Below are 25,240 nucleotides of genomic sequence, written 5' to 3' on the forward strand. Positions count from 1 at the left end.
GGTGCGGGGTTCACGGGTGCGGGGTTCACGGGTGCGGGGTTCACGGGTGCGGGGTTCACGGGTGCGGGGTTCACGGGTGCGGGGTTCACGGGTGCCGGGTTCACGGGTGCCGGGTTCGCTGGTGTCGGGTTCACGGGTGCCGGGTTCGCTGGTGTCGGGTCGACGGGTGCCGGATTCGCTGGTGTAGTTCCAGGCGCGGGCTCGGTGCCCGGCGTCGGCGTAACGATGACAACCTCGCCATCGCCTGGAGTGCCCTCGTCGACGTCGTCCTCCACCTCGTCGACGTCGTCCTCCACTTCGCCCTCACCGTCATCCGCTCCATCGGTTCCATCACCGAAGAGGAGCAGCTCGATGTTGTGAAGCGTGTCGGTGCCGTGCTCGCCGGTGGTGTGCCGGACGGTGGTGACAGATCCCGGTGAGCCCATGGTGCCGTCTCCGCCGCTGGTGGTGATGGTGTAGTTGAACTCGAAGTCCGAGAAGTACGCCGTGTCGGTTCCCTCGATGGCGGTGAGGATTTCCCTGACAACGATGATGTTCGCGGGGTCCAGGGTCCCTGCGAACACGGACTGCTGGAGGGTCGGGCCCGTGAGGGTTCCATCGGAGGTGCGCTGGTACTGCGCGTTCATCCCGGTGGCGCTGCCGATTTCGGTGGCCGCGTCGGTGGCATTGGTCCGGACGCTGAGCCGGACATTGAGGTAACGGTCGCCGTCGATGATGTCATCGGCGCCGCGGCCCTCGAGGAGGTCGCTGCCGCCGCCGCCCAGGAGGATGTTGCCTTCGCCCCAGACATGCGATCCCGCCAGCACAGGGCATTCCTTGGATGCGGACGCGTTGACAACGTCGGCGAGCGGAGTCGGCAGGGACGGGATCAGCTCGTCGAGCCCAGCGATCCGGTCCACACCGGACTGGTCCATTGCATCGCAGCCGATGAAGCCGGCGCCCCCCAATGTCCTGGGAATGCGGTCGTCGCCCCGGAGCTTATCGTCGAAGGGACCGCCGGAGAGCGCTTCAACCTCGTTGTACCTGTCGCGGACGCCCACCTGCAGGATGTCCAGCGGCTCGATGGGGAGGTCAAGGTCGGCGTCCTGAGGCTGCGGATCGTAGAGGCCGGTTTCCCAGTCGTAGCCGGATGCCCCTGCCACTTTCTCCACCCCGGGGCCGGCAATGCCGATGTCGTCCCCGCCTTCCATGTCGTAGTCGTCGTCGCCGCCCTGGCCTATCAGGACGTCATTGCCGGGCTTCTGGGAGTCATCAAGGAAGAACAGGTTGCTGGAGTCACCGATCAGCAGGTCAGGTCCGTCACCGCCTTCGGCCCAGTCGTTCCCACCACCACCGAATACGGCGTCCAGCCCTTCACCGGCGATCACGAAGTCGTCGTCTTCGCCGGCAAAGGTCTCATTCGAGTTCGCCCCGCCGTTGATGAAGTCCCGTCCGTCCCCACCGAGGAGCAGGTCCAGGCCCGGGCCGCCGTCGATCGCGTCATTGTCCGGCCCGCCCTTCAGGATGTCGCCTCCGGCAAGGTCAGTGATGATGTCGTTTCCGTCGCCGCCAAGGACGGTGTCGGCGCCGTCGCCACCTTCGATGACGTCGTTACCCACGCCACCCCACATGGTGTCGTTGTCCACGCCGCCGTAAATCCGGTCGGCATTGACAGATCCGTTGTACACGGCCTGTCCGTTGATCCCGGCGGGGTCCACCGAGTTGGAGGCCCGGTACTTGATGGTGCCGTCCGGCATGCGGATCAGCAGAGCAGACTCCTTGCACTCCGACCCGGGGTCGTCCGCGACAGCGTTGCCGACGGAGGCGAAGCCCTGAGGAGTTCCATCGAGGTTCTTCAATTCGAACTTGCAGTCAGCAGTGGCGAAGGCGTCTGCCTTCAGTGCCTGTGCATTGGTGTTACGCATCATCATCTCCGCGAAGGAGTTTCCTTCGAGCTGCGCCATCAGGTTCATCCCGGGTGTGCGCGCCAGGTAGTACAGCCGGTCACCGTTCTGCAGGTCGGTCATCTGGCTCTCGAAGACATAGTTGAAAGTGCTGCCGAGCAAGCCTCCGAACAGGTTGGTCCGTTCGGCGAGGCCGCCCATCCACAGGTCGATGTCGTCGAGGCCGGTGATCGAGGAGTTTCCCTTGTCGGCCCAGGCGTCCGTGCTGTTCATGAAGGCCACGGCGTCCTCGGGGGCCACCTCGCCGGCAAGGGCGTCCGGGCTGACGATCAGCCGGGCTGCTGTGCGCTTGGCCTCCGTCGTGGTGGCTGCCAGGATCGAGGGGTGTTTGCCGTAGGCGGCCACGAAATTGACCAGGGACTCCGGATGCTTGATGTTTTCGCCGAAGTCGATCCAGTTGGTATAGGGCTTGAGCTGGCTGTCATTGGTGGCCCCGTGGATTTCCTTCCGCAGCCCGTTCAGCGTGGGCAATCCCTCCGACCGGGCGCGCGTCAGGTTGATCGCCGCCAGGTCCATGGGCAGTCCCAGTAGCTTGTTGCGGAGCGTATCGGTCACGAACTCATCGAGTTCACTGCCCACCTGGTCCGACATTCCCATGATGATGCTGCCGGCCGCCTCCTCCGAGGTGAGGCCACCAGCGGGGCCGCCGTCGGTGTAGGCGGGCGGATTCAGGAACCCCTCGAGCAGTGACACGTCGTTCTGCGAGCCCCTGACGTCGTCGGAAGTCCCGAACACGGTGTCCGTTCCAGGGCTGTCCTCGTTCCGGCGGGAGATGGTTTCCGTAAGCATGGAGTGGCCAAAGCGATATACGGCATGCGCGAACTCAGCGCTGACCGCCGGATTGATGTCCGTCTGGGCGAAAGCAAAGGGCTCGAAAATGTTGAGGGCAGGCTGGATCTTTCTTGCGAACTCCTCGAACACGAGGTGCTGGTACTCCATTTCGGTGACGAAGCGCGCGGCCTGGAAGAGCCGCTCCCCGTTCCAGCCGCCTGCGCCTTCGACCAGCTTCCACTCCGCCAGGGCGGCAATGCCCCTGGCAGAGGTGTCGTTACCGAGGACCCGCTTGACGTCTTCGACCAGGCGGTCATGCTCGGAGTGGAAAACCTGGTGTATCGCGGTCAACCCGATGTTCTCGTTGACCCTGCCGTCGCCGGCGATGAAGTGCTCGTTCAGCATCTCGTCGTCGTAGGTACCCGGGGCCTGGCTCATGAAATCGGCGGAAGCCGCCTGGTCGCCGTCAGGGCCCGGGGATGTCCGCGGGGTGGCCGGATTGTGGTCGGCGTCCTGAGGCGTTGGATCGGCGTTGTGCGCGATGTCCGTCAGGAACGGAGTGTTGAAGTACAGCACGTCCTGGGGCACGAGGGTTCCCTGCCCGCCACTCGCGGCGCGGTCTGCTTCTACCAGACCGGACGGGGTGACGAACTGCGGGAGCCCGTTCTTGGGCCCGGGAATAAATTTCCCGTAGGCGTCAGCAGCGAGCATGGGGACGTCGAGGACGTCCTTGTCCAGCAGCTGTATGCCGAGCAGCTCCCGGGCCTGCTTCTTCGTGTCCGACCAGGTGGCCATGCCACCGGCCCTCAGCGTGCCGTCCGGGCCGCCCAGCATTGAGCCCGTTGACACGGGGTGCCCCGCGGCGTTGTTGGCATATTCGCGCAGGAAGACCTGGTGCGAGGAGTGCGAGGAGTAGGTCTGGCTCTGGTCGACCCACGGCGAATTGGTATTCAGGGCATCCTGGACATCGTCCGCAGTCCCCAGTTGGTCGTCCGCACCCGGCTGGTTCTGGCCCCGGGTCAGGACCATGAAGCGCATGTGCGGATTGAGGTCGTCGGCGTTGCCGAAGACGTGGTCCGGGCCTGCGATCAGCGGGTCATCGGCCTTGAGTGGAACATAGACCGTGCCGCCGCCCTTGACCGTCTGGTCGATGCCGTGGTCGAAGAACTGCCCGAAGAGGGTGAAGAGAGAGTTGTAGGGCGGTGAAAGTCCGACGTCGGTAGTCACGTTGGGGATGAACAGCGTGTTGTGCGAGGGGACGCAGCCGTCGGGTGCGGCTTTGACAGGGGGAGTCGCCCCAGCATCGGGGTCCGTGGCGCAGGGCACTACGCCCTCGTTGCCTTGGGTCCGCGCAGGGAAGCCGGCAGCGGCGACAGCTGCCGGGTTGGTCGACGTTTGATCGGCGATCAGGTTGCTGATGGTGCGCGGCCGCGAATCGAAGACGTTGCCCGATTTCTGTGTGTAGCTCGTGGCCGCGGGAGGCCCGCCGAAGGATCCGCTCTCGGCTGCGCCGAAGGACTTGGACCCGAGGCGCGGGAATACCTGATCCGATGCGCCGAAAGTTTCCTGGCCCGGCTGGAGGTTGTTGCAGCTTCCGTCAACCGTGCGGAGGCCTTGGGACAGCAGCGGACTGGCAAGCTGGTTGGGGCCGGTCCCTACCAGGGCGCCGCAAGGCCCGGTTTCGGACGTGGTGTTGGCGACGTGGGCTTCGGCGATCTTGATCTGCTTGAGGATGAAGGACAGGTCAGCGGGGGTCACGGTGAAGCCGGCGCCGACCGGAGCCTGTACAGCATTGGCCGCTACTGGCGGCAGGCCCATCGAGGCGACCAGGGCCAGCATTCCTGACGCGGCGATCGCCCGAAATGTATTCCCGGCTCTGTTCCGGTGCGTCCGGTGCGTCCGGTGCATGAACTTGCTCGACGTTGCATTCATCCTGCGTCTGCTCCCCAGTATGGCCGACTTCCTAATTCCGTCGACGAGACAGGCTCACGATCTACGACGCTCCTAGGGAAAACCTTGCAACGAGTGACAATCGCTACTGATTGTCGGCCCAAAAGCTCCCCAGAGCAGATCGGCGGAAGAATGGGAAATCGGATCGAGTACCGCAAGTGAGTAGTCCGATGACGAGGCGCGTAGTCACCACTCTTGTTCGCTTCTTCATTCACCTCTTCCATGGGACACAGGCAGGACGGTCTCAATGAAAGAGGGATTTCGTGATCACCTTGGATGGACCAAGAGTTGCAGGCGGTGTAGTTCTCCTTGGGGAAAAGATGCTTCAGGCACCGACGCTGCAGATTTCCGTTCTCGGTCCGTTGACTATTCGTCGTGGAGACAAAGTGCTCACTGCCGGCGACCTGGGTGGACCGAAGCCACGCCAGGTACTGGAAATCCTGCTCCTCGATTTCGGTGCGGCAGTGTCGAAGACCCGGATGGTCGATCTGCTGTGGGGCGGTAAGCATCCGGCTGTCGCCCTTCCCACTCTCGAGAGTTATGTCAGCGTCCTGCGCCGCCATCTGCAGCCCGGCACCGGCCGGACTGGCCCACTTCGCACGGTCACCGGTGGCTACGCAATCGACCCGGCCCTGGTCGACCTGGATCTGCATCGCTTCGCGACGCTGACGGGGCGGGCAGGCCTCGCGGCGCCGGCCGCCGCCCTGGCGTTGCTCACAGAAGCACTCGAACTCGGATCAGCCCCGCTGCTCGGTGACGAATTACTGCCGGTATGGGCTGAGGACGAGCGCGCGCTGCACGCAGTACGCGTCAACCTGGCTCGGGTTCTGGCCGCGGAGGCCGCGCTGACCGTGGGAGAGGTCGGTAAGGCGATTGCCTGGGCTCGTGCGGCGGTGAAGGAGGACCCTCTCAACGAGCGGGCGTGGACTGCCCTGGTCCTTGGGCTCGAGCGTAACGGAGAGAGTACTGAAGCCTTGAGGACCTTCGACCGCTGTCGTAGGGTTTTTGACGAAGAACTGGGTTGCGCACCGAGCGCAACGCTCAAGGACGCACACACGAGGCTCCTCGCGAGTACGGCTACAACAGGCGAGTCGGCGAGAGCAACTGATTCCCTCCATGCAGGCGCCCACAACTCCTTCGACGCGGCTTCGTTTCCGGCGACGCAGGAGACGGAACGCCTGAGGGTCCTGATCGTCGATGACCACACCACCTTCTCGGAGTTGTTGGCCGGAGCCCTGAATCGGGAACCCGACCTCGTAAGCGTAGGAGCCGCGAAAACGGTGGATGCCGCGGTCACGATGTTTCAGGACTTGCGGCCGGACGTCGTCCTCCTGGATCTCTTTCTCTCTGATGGTTCCGGGTTGAACGCAGCAGAACGGATTCTGTCCGAAGCGCCGGAGACGCGGATCGTCATGTTGACGGGCAACCCGTCCCAGGACGCGTTACGGGAGGCCGCTCGCATGGGGATCTGTGGCTTCCTTCCCAAGGACGGCTCCTTGGGAGTTGTCCTGGACACTCTCAGGCATGCCCACTCGGGCAACATGATTGTGCATCCGTCCCTCATCGCGAGGCTGGGCATCGCTGCGGCCTCCGTACCGGAATTCGCGTAGGACAGTCGCGGGCGATCATGATGCGCGCTCTACAAGAGGAAAGGCCCAAGGCTCTCCCGGAAGTTGCGGAGCGGCGGGAGGTGAGGATAGCCGTGACCCGCTTCCTGACGGCCGGTTTCATAGCCCTTGTTCTGGTTGCCACTCCCGTTGCGTTCTGGATCCGCGCAGAAGCGGAACGGCACGCGTTGACGAATGCGAGAGACTCTACGCAGCGTTTGGCCGACAACGTTGTTGGGCCGCTGATTACAACTCAGCTTCTCGCCCGTGAACCTTCCGCGCTGGAATTCATGGATCAGCAACTCGCGCCTTGGTTGACCGATGGTGGTCTGACGAGGATCAAGGTCTGGGACGAAAACGGCCGAGTGGTCTACTCGGACGTCGAGTCCCTCGTCGGGCAGGATTTCGAACAGGAGGAATGGGCACGCCTGCTCCTGCAAGGCGGGCCGGCCTCAGTAAGCCTGGAATCGCAGACCGGTCAGGAAAACGAGTTCGAGGCCGACTCGGGCGAACTCGTGGAAGTCTACGTTCGCTCCTCCTCACAAGGCGGCGCTCCCATGATCTTCGAGACGTACTCCTCCGGGGAAGCGGTGCGGCGGGAACAACACTCCGTCCTGATGGGGATGATCGCGCCGATGCTGCTGTCCTTGGCAGTCCTGCAGCTGGTGCAACTCGTCCCGGCCATACGTCTTGCACGCAGGATTCAGGCTCACCAGGCGACGCGGAACGCGTTGCTGCGGTGTGCGATCGAAGCATCAGACCAGGAACGCCGCCAAATTGCGTGCGAGCTCCACGACGAAGTGATTCAGGATCTGTCCGGTCTGGCATATGCATTGGAATCAGAGGAGCGGCGGGGTCCCCTTTCACAGCGGCCCGTATTCATCAAGGCACGTTCGATGCTGCAGGAGAATATTCGGACGCTCCGAGCGATGACAAGTGAGCTCTATCCTCCCGATCTCGAAAAACTCGGTCTCAAGGCTTCCATCATGAGAATGGAGACATCGTTCGTCGAGCGCCGCATCGGGTTCTCGGTGGATATCCCTGACAATCTCGTGCTTGATCGGGAACGGGCAGTCCTCCTCTTTCGCGTGGTCCGCGAAGCACTTGTCAATGCCACCAAGCATTCCTGCGCGCAGTCGGTGGGAATTGAAATTCAGCAGACTAACGGATACACCCAGATCACGGTCTTCGACGACGGCCTCGGCTTCAATACCAACACGTCGCGACAGGAGGACCACTTCGGCCTGCGGATCCTCGGGGACACCATCGAGCAGGCCGGCGGCGATTTGGACATCAGGTCGTCACCAGGTGCCGGCACGACTGTCACGGCAACCTTCGGTCGGACAGTTGGCAGGACGTCATCGCCAGCGACTACAAGAGAGTCATCGCCGATCCTGCGCTCAACCCGGTGAAGATCTGGGAGATCGAGAACTGTTCGGCTTCTCATGAGCGTCACCCCTCACCAGGGTGCCTACATGATGCATTGCCATCACCTGCCGCTGAGGACCACGACATGATGGGCCAGTTCCGCGTCGGCTTGAAGGAAACCGACTAAGTACGTCGATGACGTCGCCGTTCGGGAGCCCTTCGTCGATCACGGTCGCATCGAGGCAACCTACTTCGAGTCCGTGTCTCTGTGAGCCCCTCAGAACACCCTGCTCGAGGGCCCCGATGAGGTACCTTTCCCGCTGAGCATCTGGCCTCGATCGGCTCGGGGCCAGACCTCATCACATCTCGAGTGCCGGTCACAGCGGGGCTATGTCGATGTAATCGTGAGGGACGCTTTGCCTAGCTGGCGTGGTTTTATCACCGGTGTTGTACTACTCATATGACTGATACGACAGGCCGAGAGACCGAGCCGCACGAGAGTAGCGTTGCGGCGCGGCTGAACTGGCTTCGTGCAGCAGTCCTGGGGGCCAATGACGGGATTGTCTCGACTGCCGCCACGGTTGTCGGTGTCGCTGGGGTAACGAACACTCTCGCTCCCATCCTCGTTGCAGGAGTGGCGGCAGTGGTTGGTGGATCGGTCTCCATGGCGCTCGGCGAGTACGTCTCGGTGAGCAGCCAGCGGGACAGCCAGGAAGCGCTGATCGACAAGGAACGTCAGGAACTACGCGAGGATCCCGACGGGGAGTTGGTCGAGCTTGCCGGTCTGTACGAGAAGCAGGGGCTGAACCCTGCTACCGCCCGCCAGGTGGCCCTCGAGCTGACCGAACACGATGCTCTGGCAGCTCACCTCGCCGCGGAGCTCAACCTCGATGAGCTCGAGGTGGCGAACCCTTGGCATGCGGCACTCGCCTCGGCAGCATCGTTTGCGGTCGGCGCTGTCCTGCCCCTGTTGGCGATCCTTCTCCTGCCTGCCGATATCCGGATTCCCCTGACATTCTTGGCGGTCCTCGTCGCGCTGGCCATCACCGGTGCGATCAGTGCCAACGTCGGCGGCAGCTCGGCTCGCCGCGCGATGACCCGTCTCATCCTCGGTGGGGCGCTGGCCATGGCCTTCACCTATTTCGTCGGTACGGTGCTGGGAACTACCGGCATCGTCTAGGCCATCACCACTAGTGTGCTGCTCCGATACGGCGGCCACGCACGAGGGTGGGTGCCAGATCGAAGAACAGGTCACGCTGACCCGGCGCCCATGGCTCGTCGACAGCTTTTCCCCACAGTGTCGTCAGCAGGGTGGGATCTTCCACCCGGGTCGCGGGACCGTTCAGGAGGATGGTCCAGCCGCTTCGGGCTTCCTTGTCCACGTGGTCAATCTGGAACGCCGCGTGTTCGAGGTGGCTGGTGGCGATGGTGCCGTCCACCGATGTACGGAAGTACAGGTGCTCGTCGATGACCAGGTAGTTCACGGGAAAGATATCCAGTAGCCCCTCGCGGAAGAAGCCGAGCCGACCGGCGGATTGTGTCGTGGCAAGGGCCCAGCACTCCGAGGTCGGGATGACGTGGGAAGCGCGCGAGGCGCCTGCGGATTCCCAGTAGGTGTCCTGGTTCGGTGTCGTCGGCATGGTCGTGACTTCTTTCCGTTTGTCGCGAGGACCACTCACCAAGATGGATGAGGGTACCGGCGAAAGTAGGGGAGCGTTTCGCAGGAGCGGTAGCGCGTCTGCCGTCTTCAACCGGTCATCGGTGCCTGTTCGACTCCTGATTCCCACGGTATGAAGAATTCATTGGGCTGATCAGGGTCCAAAGGCCCTGATCAGGACCGAACTTTGCAGCAATGATTGATACAGCGATGAATCGCAGGGCGCATGAGCGTCAGGACTCCCGGGCGGGGAGTGCAACGGGCCCTGAAGCGGCCCGAGAGACCACTGTATGATCGCGTCGACAAAAAGGACACACCAAGGTGACAGCATCGTCCAGGCCCCGAAATCAGTGTTTTCCATGCTGACGGCCGCACATCCGCAGGAGTCCGTGTCCCCGCCTCTCGTTGATCGGCGGGCTATCCTCGTCGCCGTGCGAGGCCCTCTGTCCCTGAACCCATCCCTGGAATGGGCTGCCCGTCGTGCACGGGCTACCGATGCCCCGCTGACACTGGTTCACGCTCTGCCAAGCGCCGACCTGATGCCGCCCGGCACCTGTTACGCAGATGTGGTCACCGCCGGCCGCACGCTCCTGCAAGCCGAGTCAGCCCGCCTGTCCACCCGGTTTCCCACGCTACGAGTGGGCACCTACCTGCACTGCGGTGACGTCGTCCATGCGCTGCTGGGACTATCCTGCGACGCGTCCCTGCTCGTGGTCGGCGCGGACCGGGTGAACACTGTCACTGGGGTGTTCCAGGGCTCCGTTGCCGTAGAAGTCGCCTTGGGATCACTGGCCCCGGTCCTCATCATCCCCACCGGGCATCGGGAGAGCAACGAACGAAACGGCACGGTCCAAGGACACGTGGTCGTCGGTGTTGACGGGTCTGCTGAGGCGTACGCAGCCGTGGCGCGGGCAGCCGCTGAAGCCGACCGACTAGGAGCGGCGCTGCGCATAGTCGCAGCGATAAAACCTGAGGCACCGCTATCTGACGAAGAGGCTATCGATACCTCTGCGTTGCTCCTGAAGATCCGCAGCAGCTACCCGTCGCTCGTGGTGAGCTGGATCGTGGACATGCTCCGCACACCGACCAGGGCCCTCATCCGGCACAGCCGTGACGCAGAGCTTCTGGTGATCGGCCGTCACGGGCACGGCGCAAGGCCGGGCATGGCACTCGGCTCGGTCACGCACACGCTGCTCCTGCGCCCTCCCTGCCCGACACTCGTCACCACCGTGCCCCAAGCCGGACAGCTACCGCCATTGGCTCGATAACCGCCTCTGGCAGGTGGGATGCAACGCGGAATCAGTGAGCGGCTCGGATCAGTCGCTGAACGCGGTCGTGGTAATCACTCGTCCGATGCCGGCGACGCCATGGATGATGCGCCGACGTCCGTGTCGAGAGGTGCGTTTGCCCTGGTGCGCGTAAATGCCCGACCGGTGATGGTCTCGGGGACCAGTCGCATGAACCGGTCCTTACTGCCGCTCTCCCAAGGGTGAAGGGGCAACTGAACGGTGGCCATGAGCTCGGAGGTCGTAGCGATAGTCGCGACATCCCCTTTCACGACAACGCTCCACACCATGCCTCCCCGTTCGCCTGTCCCTTCCGGATACTGGCCGTCTACTTCGAATGCAGCGTCCGCCTTCTCGGCGGCATGGGATTTCGTGCCCTCGGATGTCCTGAACACGACTGTTCCATGGTCGACGACGAAGTTGATGGGGAAGATCTCCGGCCGACCATCATGGCAAAGAGCAAGCCGCCCGAAAGGCGTGGATCGCAGGAGCGCCCAGCACTCATTCGCCGGAAGGATTCTCGTGGGTGTGGGTTCGCCGTTCATACCATGACACTATGAAGGTGCTGCTCAAGCGACTAGGGCATTTGGGCCTTATTCTGACGTTTGAATCAGCGTGCGCCATCGCTCGTCCTGACGAGTGATCCAACCACCTGCGGGGCTGCACGACGAGACCCGCCACGACACTTTGGAGCGTCGAGTGGTCACATCAACGAATGATCGCGTCCGGGCATGACGGCTGAAGATCTTGCCGCAGGAACGTCCACAGGTATTGGAAACCTGCTCGCGGCTTTCGCCGCCATGGCCGATGACATCGACCTGGACACGGTTCTCAAACGGGTCATACTTGCCGCCTGCCAACTGGTCGACGCACGCTACGGCGCCCTGGGAGTCATCGGCCCGGATCAAACCTTAAGCCAGTTCATCACCGTGGGACTCGAGGACCACGAGATAGCACAGATCGCCTCGCTGCCTCGGGGGGAAGGCGTCCTGGGCCTACTGATCACGGAACCGCAACCCATCCGGCTTCATGACCTGCGACAGCATGACCGTGCTGTGGGCTTTCCGAAGCATCATCCCCAGATGACAAACTTCCTCGGGGCTCCTATCCGTATACACGGGACGGTGTTCGGAAACCTGTACCTCACCGAGAAGAACGGGGGAGAGGACTTCACCTCCACGGACGAGCAACAACTGGTTGCCCTCGCTGCAGCGGCCGGCGTCGCCATCGAGAATTCCCGGCTCTTCGACGAATCGACGCGCCGGACCCGCTGGCTCGAAGGCGGCCTGAACGCCGCCCGCGAGCTTCTCGAGCAAAGCGATGACGCCCGCAACGACCTGGAACTGATCGCGCACCACGCACTGCACGCATCCCACAGCGATCTCACCGTCGTCCTGCGTGATTTCGGCCATCAGCGCGGCCTCATCTGCGAAGCCGGCGACGGCGTCAACGCCGGTGCGTTCATCGGCCAGTCAGGGGCCGACAACGCTCAACTCGAAGGACTGACGGCACAGTCCTCGCCGCTGCTGCTGACCCTGGAGGACATCAACCGCCTTCTTCCGGGCGCTCCGCCGGCCACCATCTCCACCGCCCTGTGCACCCGCCTGGCGGACGCGGGCGAGCGGCAGTTCCTCCTCTTCGGCCGATCGGAAAGGTCTACCCCGTTCTCCGACGTCGACCATGAGATGGTGCGATCCTTCACCTCCCATGTGTCCCTGGCCCTTGAACTGCTGCGGGTCCACCGACAGCGGGAGCAGGAGGCTGTCTTCGGTGACCGCGATCGAATAGCGCGGGACCTCCACGATCTGGTCATCCAGCGACTATTCGCCGCCGGGCTGAGTATTCAAAGCCTCCGGAAGTACGTGTCGGCCCGAGAACCCCTTGAACGCATCACCACCGTCACCGCTGAACTGGATGCAACCATCAGGGAGCTGCGCGACACCATCTATTCGTTGCGTTCGGTTCCGCAAATCACACCGAGCTTCACCTCCAGCATCTTTGCCCTGGTGGCGAGCGCGTTCGAGGGCCAGGACCTCCAGCCCGTCGTACATCTCTCGGGACCGCTTGACGCCGTGATCGACCCGGAGTGGGCCGACCACGTGCGTGCTGTGCTCCTGGAAAGTCTCTCGAATGCGCTCCGCCATGCCGACGCACACTGCATCACGATGACGCTGCAAGCTCTCCCGGACCGCCTCGAGCTGAAAATCAGCGACGACGGGCGCGGGTTCGTGCAGACCACTTCCGAAAGCGGGCTGGCGAACATGCGGCGCCGCGCCGAACTCTGCGGCGGAACCATCTTGATCTCGAGCCCTCTCGGTCAAGGAACGGACGTCCTCCTCACCGTGCCCCTGACCCCTGACCCCTGACCCCTGACGCCTAGGAGGGCTGGGGCGCCGCCGGTTTGGAGATGTAGATGGCGGCCTGGGTCCTGCGTTGGAAACCTAGCTTCGCCAGAAGCGAGGAGACGTAGTTCTTGACCGTTTTTTCCGCCAGGAACAATTCCGCGCCGATCTCCCGGTTCGTCAACCCACCCCCGATCAAAGCCAGGACTTTTTTCTCCTGCGCAGTCAGGCCGGCAAGGCGCACGTCCTCCTGGGGTGCCTCGCGCAACCCGGCGATGATGCGCTCCTTCAACCCGGGCTCGAACAAGGACTCACCGGCAGCAGCGCGGCGGGCTTTGCCGACGAGGTCGGAACCGAGAATCTCCTTGAGGATGTATCCGGAAGCCCCCGCCAGTACGGCGCCACGCACAGCCTGGTCATCGTCGTAGCTCGTGAGGATCACGCACGACAGGGACGGGTCGATCGAGCGCACGTCCCGACACACCTCGATTCCTGTCCCGTCCGGCAGCCGTGCGTCAAGGATCGAGATGTCCGGTGACAGGGCCGGTATACGCCTGGTAGCTTCCTCGGCCGATCCGGATTCCCCGACGATCACGCAGCCCTCAGATTCCAGCAGTTCCCGCAAACCCCGACGTACCAGCTCATGGTCATCGAGAAGGAACACCGTTACGTCCTTCATCTGCCGATCATCCTCATCGCCTGTTTCTTTCTCAGTGGAGTTGCACGCCTGATGACGCCAACCATCAGCATGGCGTGTTCTGCCATGCCGCGGCAGGGCCTTACGTCCCCTTTTGATGTCGGGACGAAAGGCCCTACCAGCCCGCCCTGCAACCCGCGACGATCGGATGGAGCACTCATTCCCCCAGTTAAGGATCCATCATGGAAAGCCCCTCTACTCCACGTCCTCGAGTCATAGTCGTGGGCGTCGACGGCTCGCCCTCGTCGGTAGCCGCCCTCCAACTAGCCGCAAGCCTGGTCCCGCTCGCGGGCGACGTCATCCATGCAGTTGCGGCATGGCAGTACCCCCTCGTCTTCGGCTTGTACACCCCTGTGGATTGGAACTATGAAGAACTTGGAGGGAAGGCGTTGGATCGGGCCCTTGCCGACGCGCTCCCCTCCACCTATCCATGCGAGATCGAGCGCCACCTCCTGAAGGGCGCGCCTGCCGAGGTCCTTATCGAGGAAAGCCGGCATGCTTCCATGGTCGTCGTCGGCTCTCGCGGGCACGGCGGCTTCGGGGGGCTACTGCTTGGATCCGTCAGTTCAGCGGTAGCGGAACGGGCCGAGTGTCCGGTTCTCGTGTCCCACGGCGCCCTGCAACTCCGCGAGGGTGAAACTGTCGCCCTGCGACCGGTCGGGGCTTCAGCATGAGTGCGGCAGAAAGCCCGACAGCCGGGACGCCAGTGACGCTGACCAAGCCGATCATCGTAGGCTACGACGCATCAGACGGTTCCCGACGAGCAGTTCTGTGGGCCGCTGGACACGCCGCAGCAACAGGACAAGCCCTCGTCGTCGTGCACTGCTGGCTCTGGCCGTTCTTCACGCAGGACCTAGGCCCGAGGACCGATGTCAAGGATAGCGGACTGCGAAAGGCAGCGGAGAGAATAGCTGCCGAGGGTCTCGACCTTGCCAAGCAGGCCGCGCCCGACATCAACGTGAGCGTGCGGCTCATCACCGGCTTTCCCTCGGAAGTGCTCACCAAACTCTCCGCCGAGGCCTCCCTGCTCGTGACGGGTACTCGCGGACTCGGCGGTTTCGCGGGGCTGCTCGTCGGCTCCGTCAGCCTTCACCTTGCCGCCACCGCCTCCTGCCCCATCGCGGTCATCCGCCAGGATCAACCGGAAAAGGGTGACGTGCTGGTCGCGGTCGACGGATCACCGGAGAGCGATCGCGCGGTCATTGCAGCTGCGGATCTCGCGAAGACCCTGCACGCGTCATTGCGTGTCCTGCACGTCAGGCCCTACAGCCGACACGCGCTGACGCGGCTGCCGGACCCTGAGCACGATCCCGTCGTCCAGCAGGCCCTGAACCTCCTGCCTGCGGATACCGAGCTCACCATCATCGAGGACTCGTTCGCGGAACCTTCAGTACCCGGAGTCATCGTGCACCACGCAAATAGGGCCGTCTGTGTCGTCCTCGGCGCCAAGGGCAACAACACGCTGGGCGCCCGCCTCGGATCAGCGGTCCATGCAGTGCTTCACCACGCCCAGGGGAATGTCATCGTCGTCCGCTAGGACACGACACGATGCCCGACGGCACGTGCCGAGGGAAGCATCACTGTCGGCTCTCCTGTGCCCGACAACTGATGCTTGCCCTGCACGCGCCACAGCCCTCACACCGTCTTTCGTGGGAATAGGAAACTGCGGAACGGCGCCGGCCCTTCAGGGACGCGTTCACTGACCGCCGACGACGAGGCGCTGCAGCGATTTTCCGGGGACCTGATCATCGTGCCGAATCGGACACACGCTGGGCGCCCCGACGATTCGGTCGTTCTCCTTCCATCACCACGCTCAAAAACCCCGCTCCCACCGTCAGGATTCCACAATGCTTTCCGATACATCCCGTCCCATCGTCGAAGCCACGTTGCCGGTCGTCGGCGAGAACATCGGCGAGATCGCCAAGCGCTTCTACGCGCACATGTTCCAGGAGAGGCCAGACCTCCTGGATGGTCTGTTCAATCGTGGGAACCAGGCAGACGGACGGCAGCAGCAGGCCCTGGCCGGATCGGTTGCAGCATTCGCGGGCCTCCTGGTGAACAGTCCCGGTGAACTACCCGATCACCTGATGTCGCGGATCTCCCACAAGCATGTGTCATTGGGCTTACGTCCTGATCATTACCAGATCGTCCACGATCACCTGATGTGGGCCATCGGCGACGTCCTCGGGGACGCTGTCACCCCGGAGATCGCCTCGGCGTGGGACGAGGTGTACTGGCTGATGGCCAACATGCTCACGAATCAGGAACGGACCATGTACGCGGCCGCGGACCTGAGCCCCGAGACGGTGTGGGACACATGGCGGGTCACCGAGAAGATTCGGGAGACGGAAGACGTCGTGACCTTCGTCGTGGAGAGTACGAACGATCGAAGCGGGAAGCGATCCCTGCCCGGGCAGTACGTGACGCTGAAGGCGCTCATGCCCGACGGCGTGCACCAGCCACGCCAGTACAGCCTCACCCAGGCCGACGACGGACAGCACCGCCGGTTCTCCGTCAAGCGCCTACACGGGTCGCCGACCCCCGACGGCGAAGTTTCCAACCTCCTGCACTCGAGCACGGACGTCGGCGACGAGGTCGTGCTCTCGGCTCCTTTCGGTGACGTGGTCCTCGCCCCCGGCACTCGGCCGATCGTCTTCGCGACCGCCGGCATCGGTATCACGCCCATGGCAGGGATGCTCTCCCACCTCGCTCGGTCTTCCTCCACCCGCATGGTGGCGCTTCTACATGCTGACGAATCGTCCGACACCTTCGCGCTACAGGGCCAGGTACGCGCAGACCTCGCGCGGCTGCCGGGAGCAACACTGACCACCTGGTTTATGGAACCGTCACAGCCGCCATCGCCCGACGCAGCTCAGAACGCCGGATCAGGCCGGCAGTTCACCGGGTTCATGGACCTGTCCCTGCTCGAACTTCCCGCCGATGCCGAGTACTACCTGTGCGGGCCGCTCGCCTTCATGCAGATGGTGCGCAGCGCGCTGATCCTGCGAGGCGTTCCCGCACGGGACATTCGCTACGAAGTCTTCGGACCGGATCTCTGGCTCGCCGAATTCCAGTCGGCCGACCCAGTTCTCACCGCCTCGTAGTCGCGTAGCGATCCCTTCAGCGGGGACTCCAACGCGGTGCGTCTCCTGCTCAAGCCAGTTGGCACGCCGATGAGAATCCGCTTTCTCCGCCGACGTGACCTTCGCCTCTGCCCGTTTCACCCGCAGCAGGCGACGCCGGTCGAAGCCCCATCCATCTCGATCACCTCAAGGATTCCCATGACGATCAGGACCTACTTCACCCGCCGTGCGCCCTCTGGAACACCGGAGCGCACGGTCTTCACAGAATCCACCCCGCCCGTGAGGGTCGCCCACACTCAAGGGGAGGATAAGGCGTCCCGCGGCAAGGGACTGCACATCCTGGCACTCCTGCGACTGGCAACCGGCTTCATCTTCCTGTGGGCCTTTCTGGACAAGACGTTCGGTTTGGGGTTCTCGACTCCTGCCGACCGCGCATGGGTTGCCGGCGGAACACCCAGCCAGGGGTTTCTGCTCAGTGACGGGGTCACCGGTCCGCTGAAGGGCCTGTTCACTCTGATCGCCAGTCCTGCCTCCGACATCCTTTTCCAGCTGGGCATGCTCGGCATCGGGATGGCGGTGATGCTCGGCATCGGATTGCGTGTCAGCGCCGTCGTCGGCAGCTTTCTCATGATGATGATGTATCTCGCGGAATGGCCCTTCGCCGCGAACACGACGTCGACGAACCCGCTCGTGGATTACCACATCATCTACGCGCTGACTCTGGTCCTCCTCGCTGCATCGTCCGCCGGCGACACCTGGGGCGCCGGCAGGCCGTGGAGGAAACTGCCGATCGTGCACCGGAGGCCGTGGCTCCTCTAGCGAAGCCAAGAACCACCAGTCGGCACCCCGGGCGTCATCCTCGCCGTCACGCTCATCACCGACTTGGTGCGGGGTGCCCTCACACACAGGGCGCTCGCCGCCCCTATGCCTCCTCAGCAGCTCGAAGAGTCGGGACGTTGTCCCCTAGTACCCCGCATTGCAACCGGTTTGTATTGCCTGAGGACCTGAGGTGTGCGCCGTACCGTAGCGGCGGCCGATAAGGTCCCCGATCAGAAAGACGCACCCAATGACCAGCATCAGTGCTTTGTGGTCCACGCTTGATACCACCGTCCAGCAGTGGCTACTGGACAACCCAGGGACGATGGTGCTGCCACGCACCTACGTCAACCGGGTCGAAGCAGGTACAGGCGAGGTCCTATGCCTCGACGAGCATGGCGAGCACTGGCTGTCCGCGGAGGAGATGAACTTCCTCAAGGGGAAGCGAAGCAATGCTCCCCGCACCCATGACTGGCAAGAAGACATCACACGTCGGAGTGCACCTGCCCTCGGGTTGGACCCCCACGTTGAAGCCCTCGATCAGTAACTGAGGAGCTTCCCGCTGAACAACAGGTGCAGGCGAGGATTCGCAACGCGGATCCCTCCTGCCGCGCGCCTCGTACTGTTCGGCGACCCGTACGCCCATCGGCCGGAGGCCCTGAGGCCTCTAGAGGGCTGCATGACGGCACCCCGTGGTCGCATTCGCCGTCGACCTGGCCGCTCCGAAGGTGCAGCTGGAGTTCCACGATGATGGCGAGCTGCTGCTCGCTGAGCTGGATCGGGCGGTCGATCTCCTGCTTGGCCGCAGTATTCGGTCTCGAAATCGTGCAGCGCCACGGCAACACTGATCCCGTCCTGCCCTTTGGCTGCGATGAGCAGGATCGCCCCCTGCAGCCCATCGACACCAGAACAGCGATGAACGGCCAACTACCCATGCCGTTGCGCGTCACGTCCGCTGCTCGCATGGATCGGGAGCGGAGGTCATTGACGCCCTTGGATGAGCACCTGATCCGGGTTCACTGGATGTGCCTGTCGAGAGGTTGCAACATCACGACGTCAGAACTGCAAACGACTTCAGGACTCCGGTGGCGGGGCGATTCATCACTGCTGTCATCAGGTGTTTCCATGCTTCAAGGATGCGGGGGGATAGGAACCCCCGCCGCATCCTTGATACTGCAGGTGAAGTCTGACCATCGGGCAGGTCCTTGGCCCCGATGGCAGTGGCGGACCGCGCCATGGGCGACCAGCGCGCCGGCGATGAACGGGCGCCGCGCCCGCTTCGGCGGTGCCGGGGTTCACTGCGGTGTTAGGCCCGCTGAACGACGTCGGACGGGGTGTCCACGCCGACCTGCGGAGCGTGTTCCTGCGGCTGGCGACCCGGCCAGCGAGCGCTGTCCTTGGGTGTCTGCTCCTGGGTGTTCCGGTCCACCGCGATGAGACCGAACTTCGGCCCGTAGCCGAACACCCATTCGTAGTTGTCGAAAGCCGGCCAGGTGATGTAGCCGCAGACATCCATGCCGTCCGCGAGGCAGGAGGCAACGCTGTCCACCGCGGCCCGGAGATAGTCCACACGCTGTACTTCGTCCTCAGTGGCGAGGCCGATCTCCTCGCCCATCTGGTTGGTCGCCGCGCCTTGCAGGGCCGGCGCCAGGCCGTTCGGCCGTAGACGGTGCGGCCGTAGGTCTGGATGCCCACGAAGTCGTCGTCGCGGGACGCCTCGAGGAAGCGTTCGTTGACGCCCCGGCGCACCTGATCGGCCGTGCCACGACCTCCATCGATGGACGGGATGTCCGAGTTCGCCAGGGTCCAGCCCGAGGGAAGCTCCCGGCGGTGAGCCTTGATGGCTGCGGTCGCGGCGCGGTGTGCTGCCGGCTGGAGCGTTATCAGGCGCTCGTAGAGGCCTCCGACGCGAACCGGTCACGACAGCCAAGAACCGCGCCAATATCAAGATTCCCCGTTACGGCTGTTGCAGCGCCGGGGCACTTTGGTCCGCACCGCTGAAGCCAAACTCGCGGCTTGGTTCGTATCCACCCAATCAGGGCAAGGCCTCTCTCCCGCTCCGATAAGTGTGTCCCGGTAGGGGAAATAACCCGTGACGGAGACGAAAAGTCGCAGACATAACCGACGGCGTCGCCAAAAGGCCCAACCGACTTCTCAGGTGGTTGTCACCTGAACGAGTAGTGCGCCTTAGCAAGTAGTTTTCTCTCGGTTTTCGAGTAGCCAGCAGCCTGCTGACTGGTAGTAACTGCTTGTTCTTAATCGGTAGCCCTGCGATTAAGGCGTAGGTGCCACTCGTGTTTACTCCTTCCCGAGTTCATAGATTGAGTGTTGTACGAGTGAATACGACGCGCGAGGGGACCGCGCCTTTTGCATTCGATTAGAAGGTGTTGCAACATTCGCAGCTTCTGACCGTGGCACTGGGTGACCTGAAAGTCCGGAAACGACTGGACAGTTCAGAAGTCGGCTTCAGACCACGCTTCATGGAGCGCCGCTGGATTGCCAGTGATGGGGCGCAACCTTCGCGTCAGTCCATGCCCAAAATACACAAGAGAAACAACAGGTAAATATGAACAAGCGCTCAGGGCTGCTCGCCCTCGCCGTCACTGCCGGTCTCAGCACCTTCTCCGTCGCCCCTGCGTTCGCAACAGGCCAGGTGGCCGAACCTGTGGAACAGGTGTGTGGCGAAGGTACGAGCGGGAAGGTAGACGTTACCGAGTCAGGACTCAAGGCAGTCACTATCACTGCCCCGCAGGGACAGCTCATTGCGAGTTACTGCGTCAAAGCCGGTTCCGCCAAGCAACAGAACGGTCCCGAGGACGTCGTCCTGTCTACCCCCCAGACGGAGGTGACCTTCAGTCACACCAGCGGGAAGGACATCTCCCACTACTCCTACACGTTGATTCCCGCGCCTGTCGTCGTCGTTCCAATCCCCGAGGTACCCGAGGTACCTGAGGTACCTGAGGTACCGACCCCCGAGGTTCCCGAGGTTCCCGAGGTTCCCGAGGTTCCCGAGGTTCCCACCCCGGAAACCCCCGAGACTCCCGGAAACCCCGCGGGGCCTACTCCCGAGCTTCCCGTAGAGACCCCTGTCGAAGAGGTCCCCGTGAAGACCCCTGTCGAAGAGGTTCCCGTAGAGGTCCCCGCAGACGAAACCCCCGTGGACGAGGCTCCTGTCGTCGTGCCCGTCAAGGTTGAGGTCCCCGTGACCGTGGAAGTGCCCGTTACGCCGGTCGTCATCGTGGACACCCCCGACAACGTTCTCCCGGTGCTCGACCATGCAACGGTCGGTGTCTATTACGAGAACTGCACCGAGGTTCGGGACGTACTGGGCCGCTCCATCCTCTTGGGTGAAGAGGGCTTCCGTGCCGGTCTCGACCGGGACAGCGACGGTATCGGCTGTGAGCTCGATACCGACGGCAACCGGACTGACGAGAGCACAGAAAACAACGCCGCCAACGGTGGAGTTCTCGTGACCGACGATGACGACGATGCCACCTACAGCACACAGCAGCTTGCTTACACGGGCACCGACGACAGCATGAAAATCGCCGGGGGCATCGGTGCCGGTCTCCTGGCTCTCGGTGCCGGCGTGGTCCTCGCGGGCCGCGGCCGTCACCGCGCTGCGAAGGCATAGCAGTAACGCACGGCTCGGGGCCGGTTCTCATGAACCGGCCCCGAGGCATGAACCGGCTCACCCCGCCAACCACCCGCCAGGCGGTAGTGGGAAGCGTAGCGTGGTGTCGGTCCCTGCTTGAAGCAGATGCCGAGGTTCAGTCGGTGATGGTGGCCAGTAGCTGGCTCATCCGGTAGGGGATGGGCTGGCGAAGGAACATGCTGGTTCTTGTTCGGAGGATCCCCGGGCAGAGCCGGATCTCCTCGGAGACGCGGTACAGGTCATCGGGGTCTCGTGCGACGACCCGGCAGAGCAGGTCCGTCTCTCCTGCCGGCGCCAGGCATTCTACGATCTCGGGTATTGCTCGTAGCCCCTCTACCGCTACATCGATCCGGTGCTGGTCGAGCTCAGCCGCGACGTGGGCCGAGATTCCCAGGCCAAGGGCAGTGGGGTCGATGCGCACGCTGTGGTCCCGCAGTGCGTTCTCTCGCTCGTATCGTTCCAGCCGGGCCTGCACCGTACCTCGAGCAAGTCCTGTGCGATGAGAAATGGCGAGGATCGTCATCCTGGAATCAGCATCGAGGGCTTCGAGGACAGCTCTGTCGATCGCATCCCGGATCGGGGTTGTATCTCGGCGAGACGCCATTGGTTTCTCCTCCTGATCTTCCCAGGTCAGATTGACCACGTGTGGTGATCCTAATGCTATTACTCTGATCAGTTTGACCAGCTGATGTCGTGGCTATTGTTCAGGAAGTCGGTCATGGGATCAGATGGGTGTCAGAACAGCGCTACCGAACGGAAAATGTTCAGGCGTTGGGAAGCACCTGCAGGGCACATCTCCTCTCGGTTGCTGGCGATGGGCATCCCACGAGGATGTGCCTGCCGTCCATCGGGCCACCCCACCCATGGACTCCATTACAGGAAAGAATCGACCGTTCAGGATCCGAGTGAGGGGTGTACGTCACGCGCGTTCCGCGGCCTGCTGCGGGCGGGCGGTGACCATGAGGGCGACGATCAGTGCGGCGGCGGCGAGGATGACTGCTCCGCTGCTCAGGGCGGTGGTGTAGCCGTCGACGATGGCTTGGCCGGCGGTTGCCGCAGCGTCCGTATTGCCGGCTGAGCGCGCTTCGCGAAGGCTGGCGAGGGCGTTCTGGAGACGGCTTTCTGTTGTGGTGACACTGATGGTGGACAGGGCTGCGATGCCGAGAGCGACGCCGATCTGCTGGGCTGAGTTCAGCAATGCTGATGCGATGCCTGAGTCTTCAGGGCGGACGCCGGTGACTGCGGTGAGAGTGAGGGGCACGAAGCTCAGCCCGAATCCGACGGCGACCGCGAAGATCCCGACCATGAGGTGCTGTACGTACCCGGAATCCGGGGTGGTGGTGGACAGCCACAGAATGGCGCCAGTGGAAACGAGGATCCCGGCGACTGCGACGATCCGGGGTGCGATCCGGAGGACAAGCTTTGAGGCGAAGCCGGCGGAGAGGATGATCCCGGCGCCGAAGGGCAGCCATGCCAGTCCGGTCTGGACGGGCCCGTACTCGAGGATGTGCTGCATGTAGAGGGTGAGTAGGTAGAAGGTTCCCATGGGCCCGAAGCTGACGAACAGCATGCTGAGGTAGGAGCCGGTGCAATTGCGGTCCCTGAATAAACGCAGGGGAAGCATCGGGTCCGTGGTGCGGGATTCGATGATGATGAATGCGGGCAGCAGGACGGCGGCCAGGCCGAAGGCGATCAGTGTCATCGGGTCGGCCCAGCCCTGCTCACCTCCGTGGATGATGGCGAAGACAATGGCGGCGATCCCGCCGGTGCCGGTGACCGCCCCGGGGAGGTCGAGTCGTCCGGCATGTCGGGGTGCGTCGACGAGGATCCGGGTTCCGGCAAGTAGGGCGAGCCCGATGGGGATGTTGATGAAGAACACCCACCGCCAGCCGAGCGTCCCGGTCAGCACTCCACCCAGCAGCAGGCCCACGGTCACGCCGAGGCCCGACATCGCCCCGTACAGGGCAAGGGCTTTGTTCCGGGCTTCGCCGGCGGGGAAGGTCGTGGCGATCAGAGCCAGCGCATTCGGCGCGGTCAAGGCGGCTCCGAGTCCCTGAATCGCTCGGGCCGCGACGAGGACCGGACCGGTCGGCGCGATCGCCGCGACACCAGACGAGAGTGTGAACAGGCCGATGCCGATCTGCAGGATCCGCTGCCGGCCGAAGAGGTCACCGAGCCTTCCACCGAAGAGCAGGAGGCCGCCGAACGCAAGGATGTAGGCGTTGATCACCCAGGGCAGGTTCGCTGGGGAGATCCGGAGTTCGTTCTGGACCGACGGTAATGCGATGTTCGCAATCGAATCATCGAGGACCAGCATCAGCTGAGCGCTGGCGACCACCAGTAATGCGAGACCGACACCCCGACTATGCGCAGTGGTGGATGCTCCCGAGGGGGCGGGTGACTTCGCGGACATGGAAACTCCTCATGGGACGGCACTGGACTCCTAATACCCCCCGGGGGTATGCGCAACTATGTATACCCCTGGGGGTATCGGAAGCAAGCGGGTAAGCGCTGCGTCCGGCACCCCGAGCGATCGGACGCGTGCTGGCTGAAGGAGAAGTAGATGAACGAGAACATGCATGCCGACCACCACGATCATCACGGCAGGTCATCGGCGACGTCCTGGTCGATGGCGGGGACAGCGACCCTGCATTGCCTCACCGGGTGCGCTATAGGCGAGGTCCTGGGTATGGTGATCGGCACGAGCCTGGGCCTACACAACCTGGCGACGGTCGCCCTGTCTGTCGCGCTGGCGTTCGTTTTCGGTTACGCACTGACGATGCGCGGGGTGCTCCGGGTCGGTGTGCCCTGGCGGAACGCACTGAAGGTCGCCCTCGCAGCGGACAGCATCTCCATCGCCGTGATGGAGGTCATCGACAACACCGCGATGCTCACCATCCCGGGTGCCATGGATGCCGGTATTGCTTCCGTTCTGTTCTGGGCGACACTTGCCGCCTCACTGGTGTTGGCCTTCATCATCACGACACCCGTGAACCGCTGGCTGATCAGCCGCGGCAAGGGCCACGCCGTCGTCCACCAGTACCACCACTGATCCGGAGTCGATGGAGGACTGACTCGTAGCGATCAGTGCAGGCTTCGTATGTGGGGTCGGGCGTCGAAGCGGCGCCTGTAGTCGGTCGGGGTGGTTGAAAAGGCGGCCGCGAAGTTCTGGCGGAGTGTAACGGCGTTGCCGAACCCGCAGTCCGTGGCGATGTGATCGATCGACCGATCGGTGGTCTCCAGCAGGCGGCGGGCCGCGTCGAGCCGCCTGGACCGTATCCAGGCGGAGGGCGTTGTCCCGGTGGCTGCTCGGAAAGCACGGACGAAAGTGCGGCGACTCATATGCGCCTGCTCCGCGAGGCGGTCGACGGTGAGCGATTCACGGAGATTGCCCAGCGCCCACTCGAGCAGGGTCGCGATCGGCTCGACGGAGGAACGCTGCGGAACGGGCTGCTCGATGTACTGTGCCTGTCCGCCTTCGCGGTGAGGCGCGACGACCAAACTGCGGGCCACTGTGTTGGCCGCGTCGGCTCCCAGACGATCCCTCACAACATGCAGACATGCATCCAGGCCCGATGCTGTACCCGCCGAGGTCATGACGTCCCCGTGGTCGATGTACAGCACGGAGCGGTCGAGCAGGATGTCCGGGTGTCGCTCGGTCAAAGTGGCGAAGGCCTGCCAGTGAGTGACAGCCTGACGTCCGGCCAGCAGGCCGGCGTCCGCAACGGCGATCGCACCAAGACAGAGTCCCAGAACTGTCACGTCCCGCCGGTGTGCATCCTGCAGCAGGCCCCGCAGGGTGTCACCCAGCACGCGCCCGTCATCGAACCACGAGGGCACCACGACAACATCCGCCCTCGCCGCAACCTCGGGGCCTTCAACCCCGGCCAGCTGGTAGCCCTCCGCCGTCCGGATCGAATTCGGACCGTCAGAAAAGAGACTAGTCGTCCACTCTCCGAGTCCCTGCCGCGAGACCTCATCGAAGACCATCTGCGGAACGGCCAGATGGAACATCGTCACGCCATCGAAGGCGTACACCGCAATATGCACACGACATCCTCCCTG

At 63.5% G+C, this 25,240-nt stretch carries 20 protein-coding genes and 1 pseudogene; 13 read left to right on the forward strand and 8 right to left on the reverse strand.

Annotated features, from left to right (window positions below):
- Positions 1-419 (forward strand): Cys-every-fifth RiPP peptide CefA (locus tag RCH21_RS17210; RefSeq protein ID WP_442784732.1); only part of this gene is annotated, 419 nt, incomplete at its 5' end.
- Positions 420-1,331: 912 nt separating this feature from the next.
- Here RCH21_RS17210 and RCH21_RS15860 read toward each other — a convergent pair.
- A pseudogene (locus RCH21_RS15860) lies at positions 1,332-4,646 on the reverse strand (peroxidase family protein); the annotation flags it as partial.
- A 404-nt stretch (positions 4,647-5,050) separates the two neighbouring features.
- Here RCH21_RS15860 and RCH21_RS15865 point away from each other — a divergent pair.
- From RCH21_RS15865 to RCH21_RS15875, 3 genes are all read left to right on the forward strand, one after another.
- Positions 5,051-6,274, forward strand: coding sequence for a BTAD domain-containing putative transcriptional regulator (locus RCH21_RS15865; RefSeq protein WP_326965191.1), 1,224 nt, complete (start codon positions 5,051-5,053; stop codon positions 6,272-6,274).
- A 92-nt stretch (positions 6,275-6,366) separates the two neighbouring features.
- A complete protein-coding gene (locus RCH21_RS15870; RefSeq protein WP_326965192.1) occupies positions 6,367-7,683 on the forward strand; it encodes a sensor histidine kinase in 1,317 nt (438 codons plus the stop codon).
- 416 nt (positions 7,684-8,099) lie between these two features.
- Entirely contained in the window at positions 8,100-8,819 is a 720-nt protein-coding gene (locus RCH21_RS15875; RefSeq protein WP_326965193.1) for a VIT1/CCC1 transporter family protein, read from the forward strand.
- A gap of 10 nt (positions 8,820-8,829) precedes the next feature.
- Here RCH21_RS15875 and RCH21_RS15880 read toward each other — a convergent pair whose 3' ends face one another.
- Positions 8,830-9,279 (reverse strand): pyridoxamine 5'-phosphate oxidase family protein, encoded by a 450-nt coding sequence (locus RCH21_RS15880; protein ID WP_326965194.1) that lies wholly within the window; start codon positions 9,277-9,279, stop codon positions 8,830-8,832.
- A 376-nt stretch (positions 9,280-9,655) separates the two neighbouring features.
- On the opposite strand from RCH21_RS15880, the gene RCH21_RS15885 reads away from it, so the two are divergent.
- Positions 9,656-10,564: a universal stress protein gene (locus tag RCH21_RS15885; RefSeq protein ID WP_326965195.1), complete on the forward strand. Its 909-nt coding sequence runs from the start codon at positions 9,656-9,658 to the stop codon at positions 10,562-10,564.
- A 74-nt stretch (positions 10,565-10,638) separates the two neighbouring features.
- On the opposite strand, the gene RCH21_RS15890 is transcribed toward RCH21_RS15885, so the two are convergent.
- Entirely contained in the window at positions 10,639-11,127 is a 489-nt protein-coding gene (locus RCH21_RS15890; RefSeq protein ID WP_326965196.1) for a pyridoxamine 5'-phosphate oxidase family protein, read from the reverse strand.
- 186 nt (positions 11,128-11,313) lie between these two features.
- Here RCH21_RS15890 and RCH21_RS15895 point away from each other — a divergent pair, with 186 nt between their 5' ends.
- Positions 11,314-12,948 (forward strand): GAF domain-containing sensor histidine kinase, encoded by a 1,635-nt coding sequence (locus tag RCH21_RS15895; RefSeq protein ID WP_326965197.1) that lies wholly within the window; start codon positions 11,314-11,316, stop codon positions 12,946-12,948.
- Between the two features lie 10 nt (positions 12,949-12,958).
- On the opposite strand, the gene RCH21_RS15900 is transcribed toward RCH21_RS15895, so the two are convergent.
- Positions 12,959-13,603: a response regulator gene (locus RCH21_RS15900; RefSeq protein WP_120150440.1), complete on the reverse strand. Its 645-nt coding sequence runs from the start codon at positions 13,601-13,603 to the stop codon at positions 12,959-12,961.
- Positions 13,604-13,803: 200 nt separating this feature from the next.
- Here RCH21_RS15900 and RCH21_RS15905 point away from each other — a divergent pair, with 200 nt between their 5' ends.
- From RCH21_RS15905 to RCH21_RS15925, 5 genes are all read left to right on the forward strand, one after another.
- Entirely contained in the window at positions 13,804-14,295 is a 492-nt protein-coding gene (locus RCH21_RS15905) for a universal stress protein (protein WP_326965198.1), read from the forward strand.
- Positions 14,292-15,158: a universal stress protein gene (locus tag RCH21_RS15910; RefSeq protein ID WP_326965199.1), complete on the forward strand. Its 867-nt coding sequence runs from the start codon at positions 14,292-14,294 to the stop codon at positions 15,156-15,158. Before RCH21_RS15905 ends, RCH21_RS15910 begins: the two co-directional genes overlap by 4 nt.
- A gap of 310 nt (positions 15,159-15,468) precedes the next feature.
- Positions 15,469-16,725 (forward strand): globin domain-containing protein, encoded by a 1,257-nt coding sequence (locus RCH21_RS15915; RefSeq protein WP_326965200.1) that lies wholly within the window; start codon positions 15,469-15,471, stop codon positions 16,723-16,725.
- A 177-nt stretch (positions 16,726-16,902) separates the two neighbouring features.
- Entirely contained in the window at positions 16,903-17,523 is a 621-nt protein-coding gene (locus RCH21_RS15920; RefSeq protein WP_326965201.1) for a DoxX family protein, read from the forward strand.
- A gap of 247 nt (positions 17,524-17,770) precedes the next feature.
- On the forward strand, positions 17,771-18,067 hold the full coding sequence (locus RCH21_RS15925; protein ID WP_326965202.1) for a hypothetical protein: 297 nt from the start codon (positions 17,771-17,773) through the stop codon (positions 18,065-18,067).
- 759 nt (positions 18,068-18,826) lie between these two features.
- On the opposite strand, the gene RCH21_RS15930 is transcribed toward RCH21_RS15925, so the two are convergent.
- Positions 18,827-19,135: a family 1 glycosylhydrolase gene (locus RCH21_RS15930; protein ID WP_326965203.1), complete on the reverse strand. Its 309-nt coding sequence runs from the start codon at positions 19,133-19,135 to the stop codon at positions 18,827-18,829.
- A 951-nt stretch (positions 19,136-20,086) separates the two neighbouring features.
- Between RCH21_RS15930 and RCH21_RS15935 the strand changes: the two genes are divergently transcribed.
- Positions 20,087-21,154 (forward strand): excalibur calcium-binding domain-containing protein, encoded by a 1,068-nt coding sequence (locus RCH21_RS15935; protein ID WP_326965204.1) that lies wholly within the window; start codon positions 20,087-20,089, stop codon positions 21,152-21,154.
- A gap of 136 nt (positions 21,155-21,290) precedes the next feature.
- Here the strand turns inward: RCH21_RS15935 and RCH21_RS15940 are convergent, their stop codons facing one another.
- Both RCH21_RS15940 and RCH21_RS15945 read right to left on the reverse strand, forming a co-directional pair.
- Positions 21,291-21,779, reverse strand: a complete 489-nt coding sequence (locus RCH21_RS15940; protein WP_326965205.1) for an Lrp/AsnC family transcriptional regulator — start codon at positions 21,777-21,779, stop codon at positions 21,291-21,293.
- A 315-nt stretch (positions 21,780-22,094) separates the two neighbouring features.
- Positions 22,095-23,588 (reverse strand): MFS transporter, encoded by a 1,494-nt coding sequence (locus RCH21_RS15945; RefSeq protein ID WP_326965206.1) that lies wholly within the window; start codon positions 23,586-23,588, stop codon positions 22,095-22,097.
- A 150-nt stretch (positions 23,589-23,738) separates the two neighbouring features.
- Here RCH21_RS15945 and RCH21_RS15950 point away from each other — a divergent pair, with 150 nt between their 5' ends.
- Positions 23,739-24,227 carry a DUF4396 domain-containing protein gene (locus RCH21_RS15950; RefSeq protein ID WP_326965207.1) on the forward strand — a complete coding sequence of 163 codons (489 nt, stop codon included), beginning with the start codon at positions 23,739-23,741 and terminating at the stop codon, positions 24,225-24,227.
- A gap of 32 nt (positions 24,228-24,259) precedes the next feature.
- On the opposite strand, the gene RCH21_RS15955 is transcribed toward RCH21_RS15950, so the two are convergent.
- Positions 24,260-25,225, reverse strand: a complete 966-nt coding sequence (locus RCH21_RS15955; RefSeq protein ID WP_326965208.1) for a GlxA family transcriptional regulator — start codon at positions 25,223-25,225, stop codon at positions 24,260-24,262.
- Positions 25,226-25,240 lie beyond the last annotated feature (15 nt).

This window comes from Arthrobacter sp. PL16 (assembly GCF_035985055.1).
GTDB classification, from domain to species: domain Bacteria; phylum Actinomycetota; class Actinomycetes; order Actinomycetales; family Micrococcaceae; genus Arthrobacter_D; species Arthrobacter_D cheniae.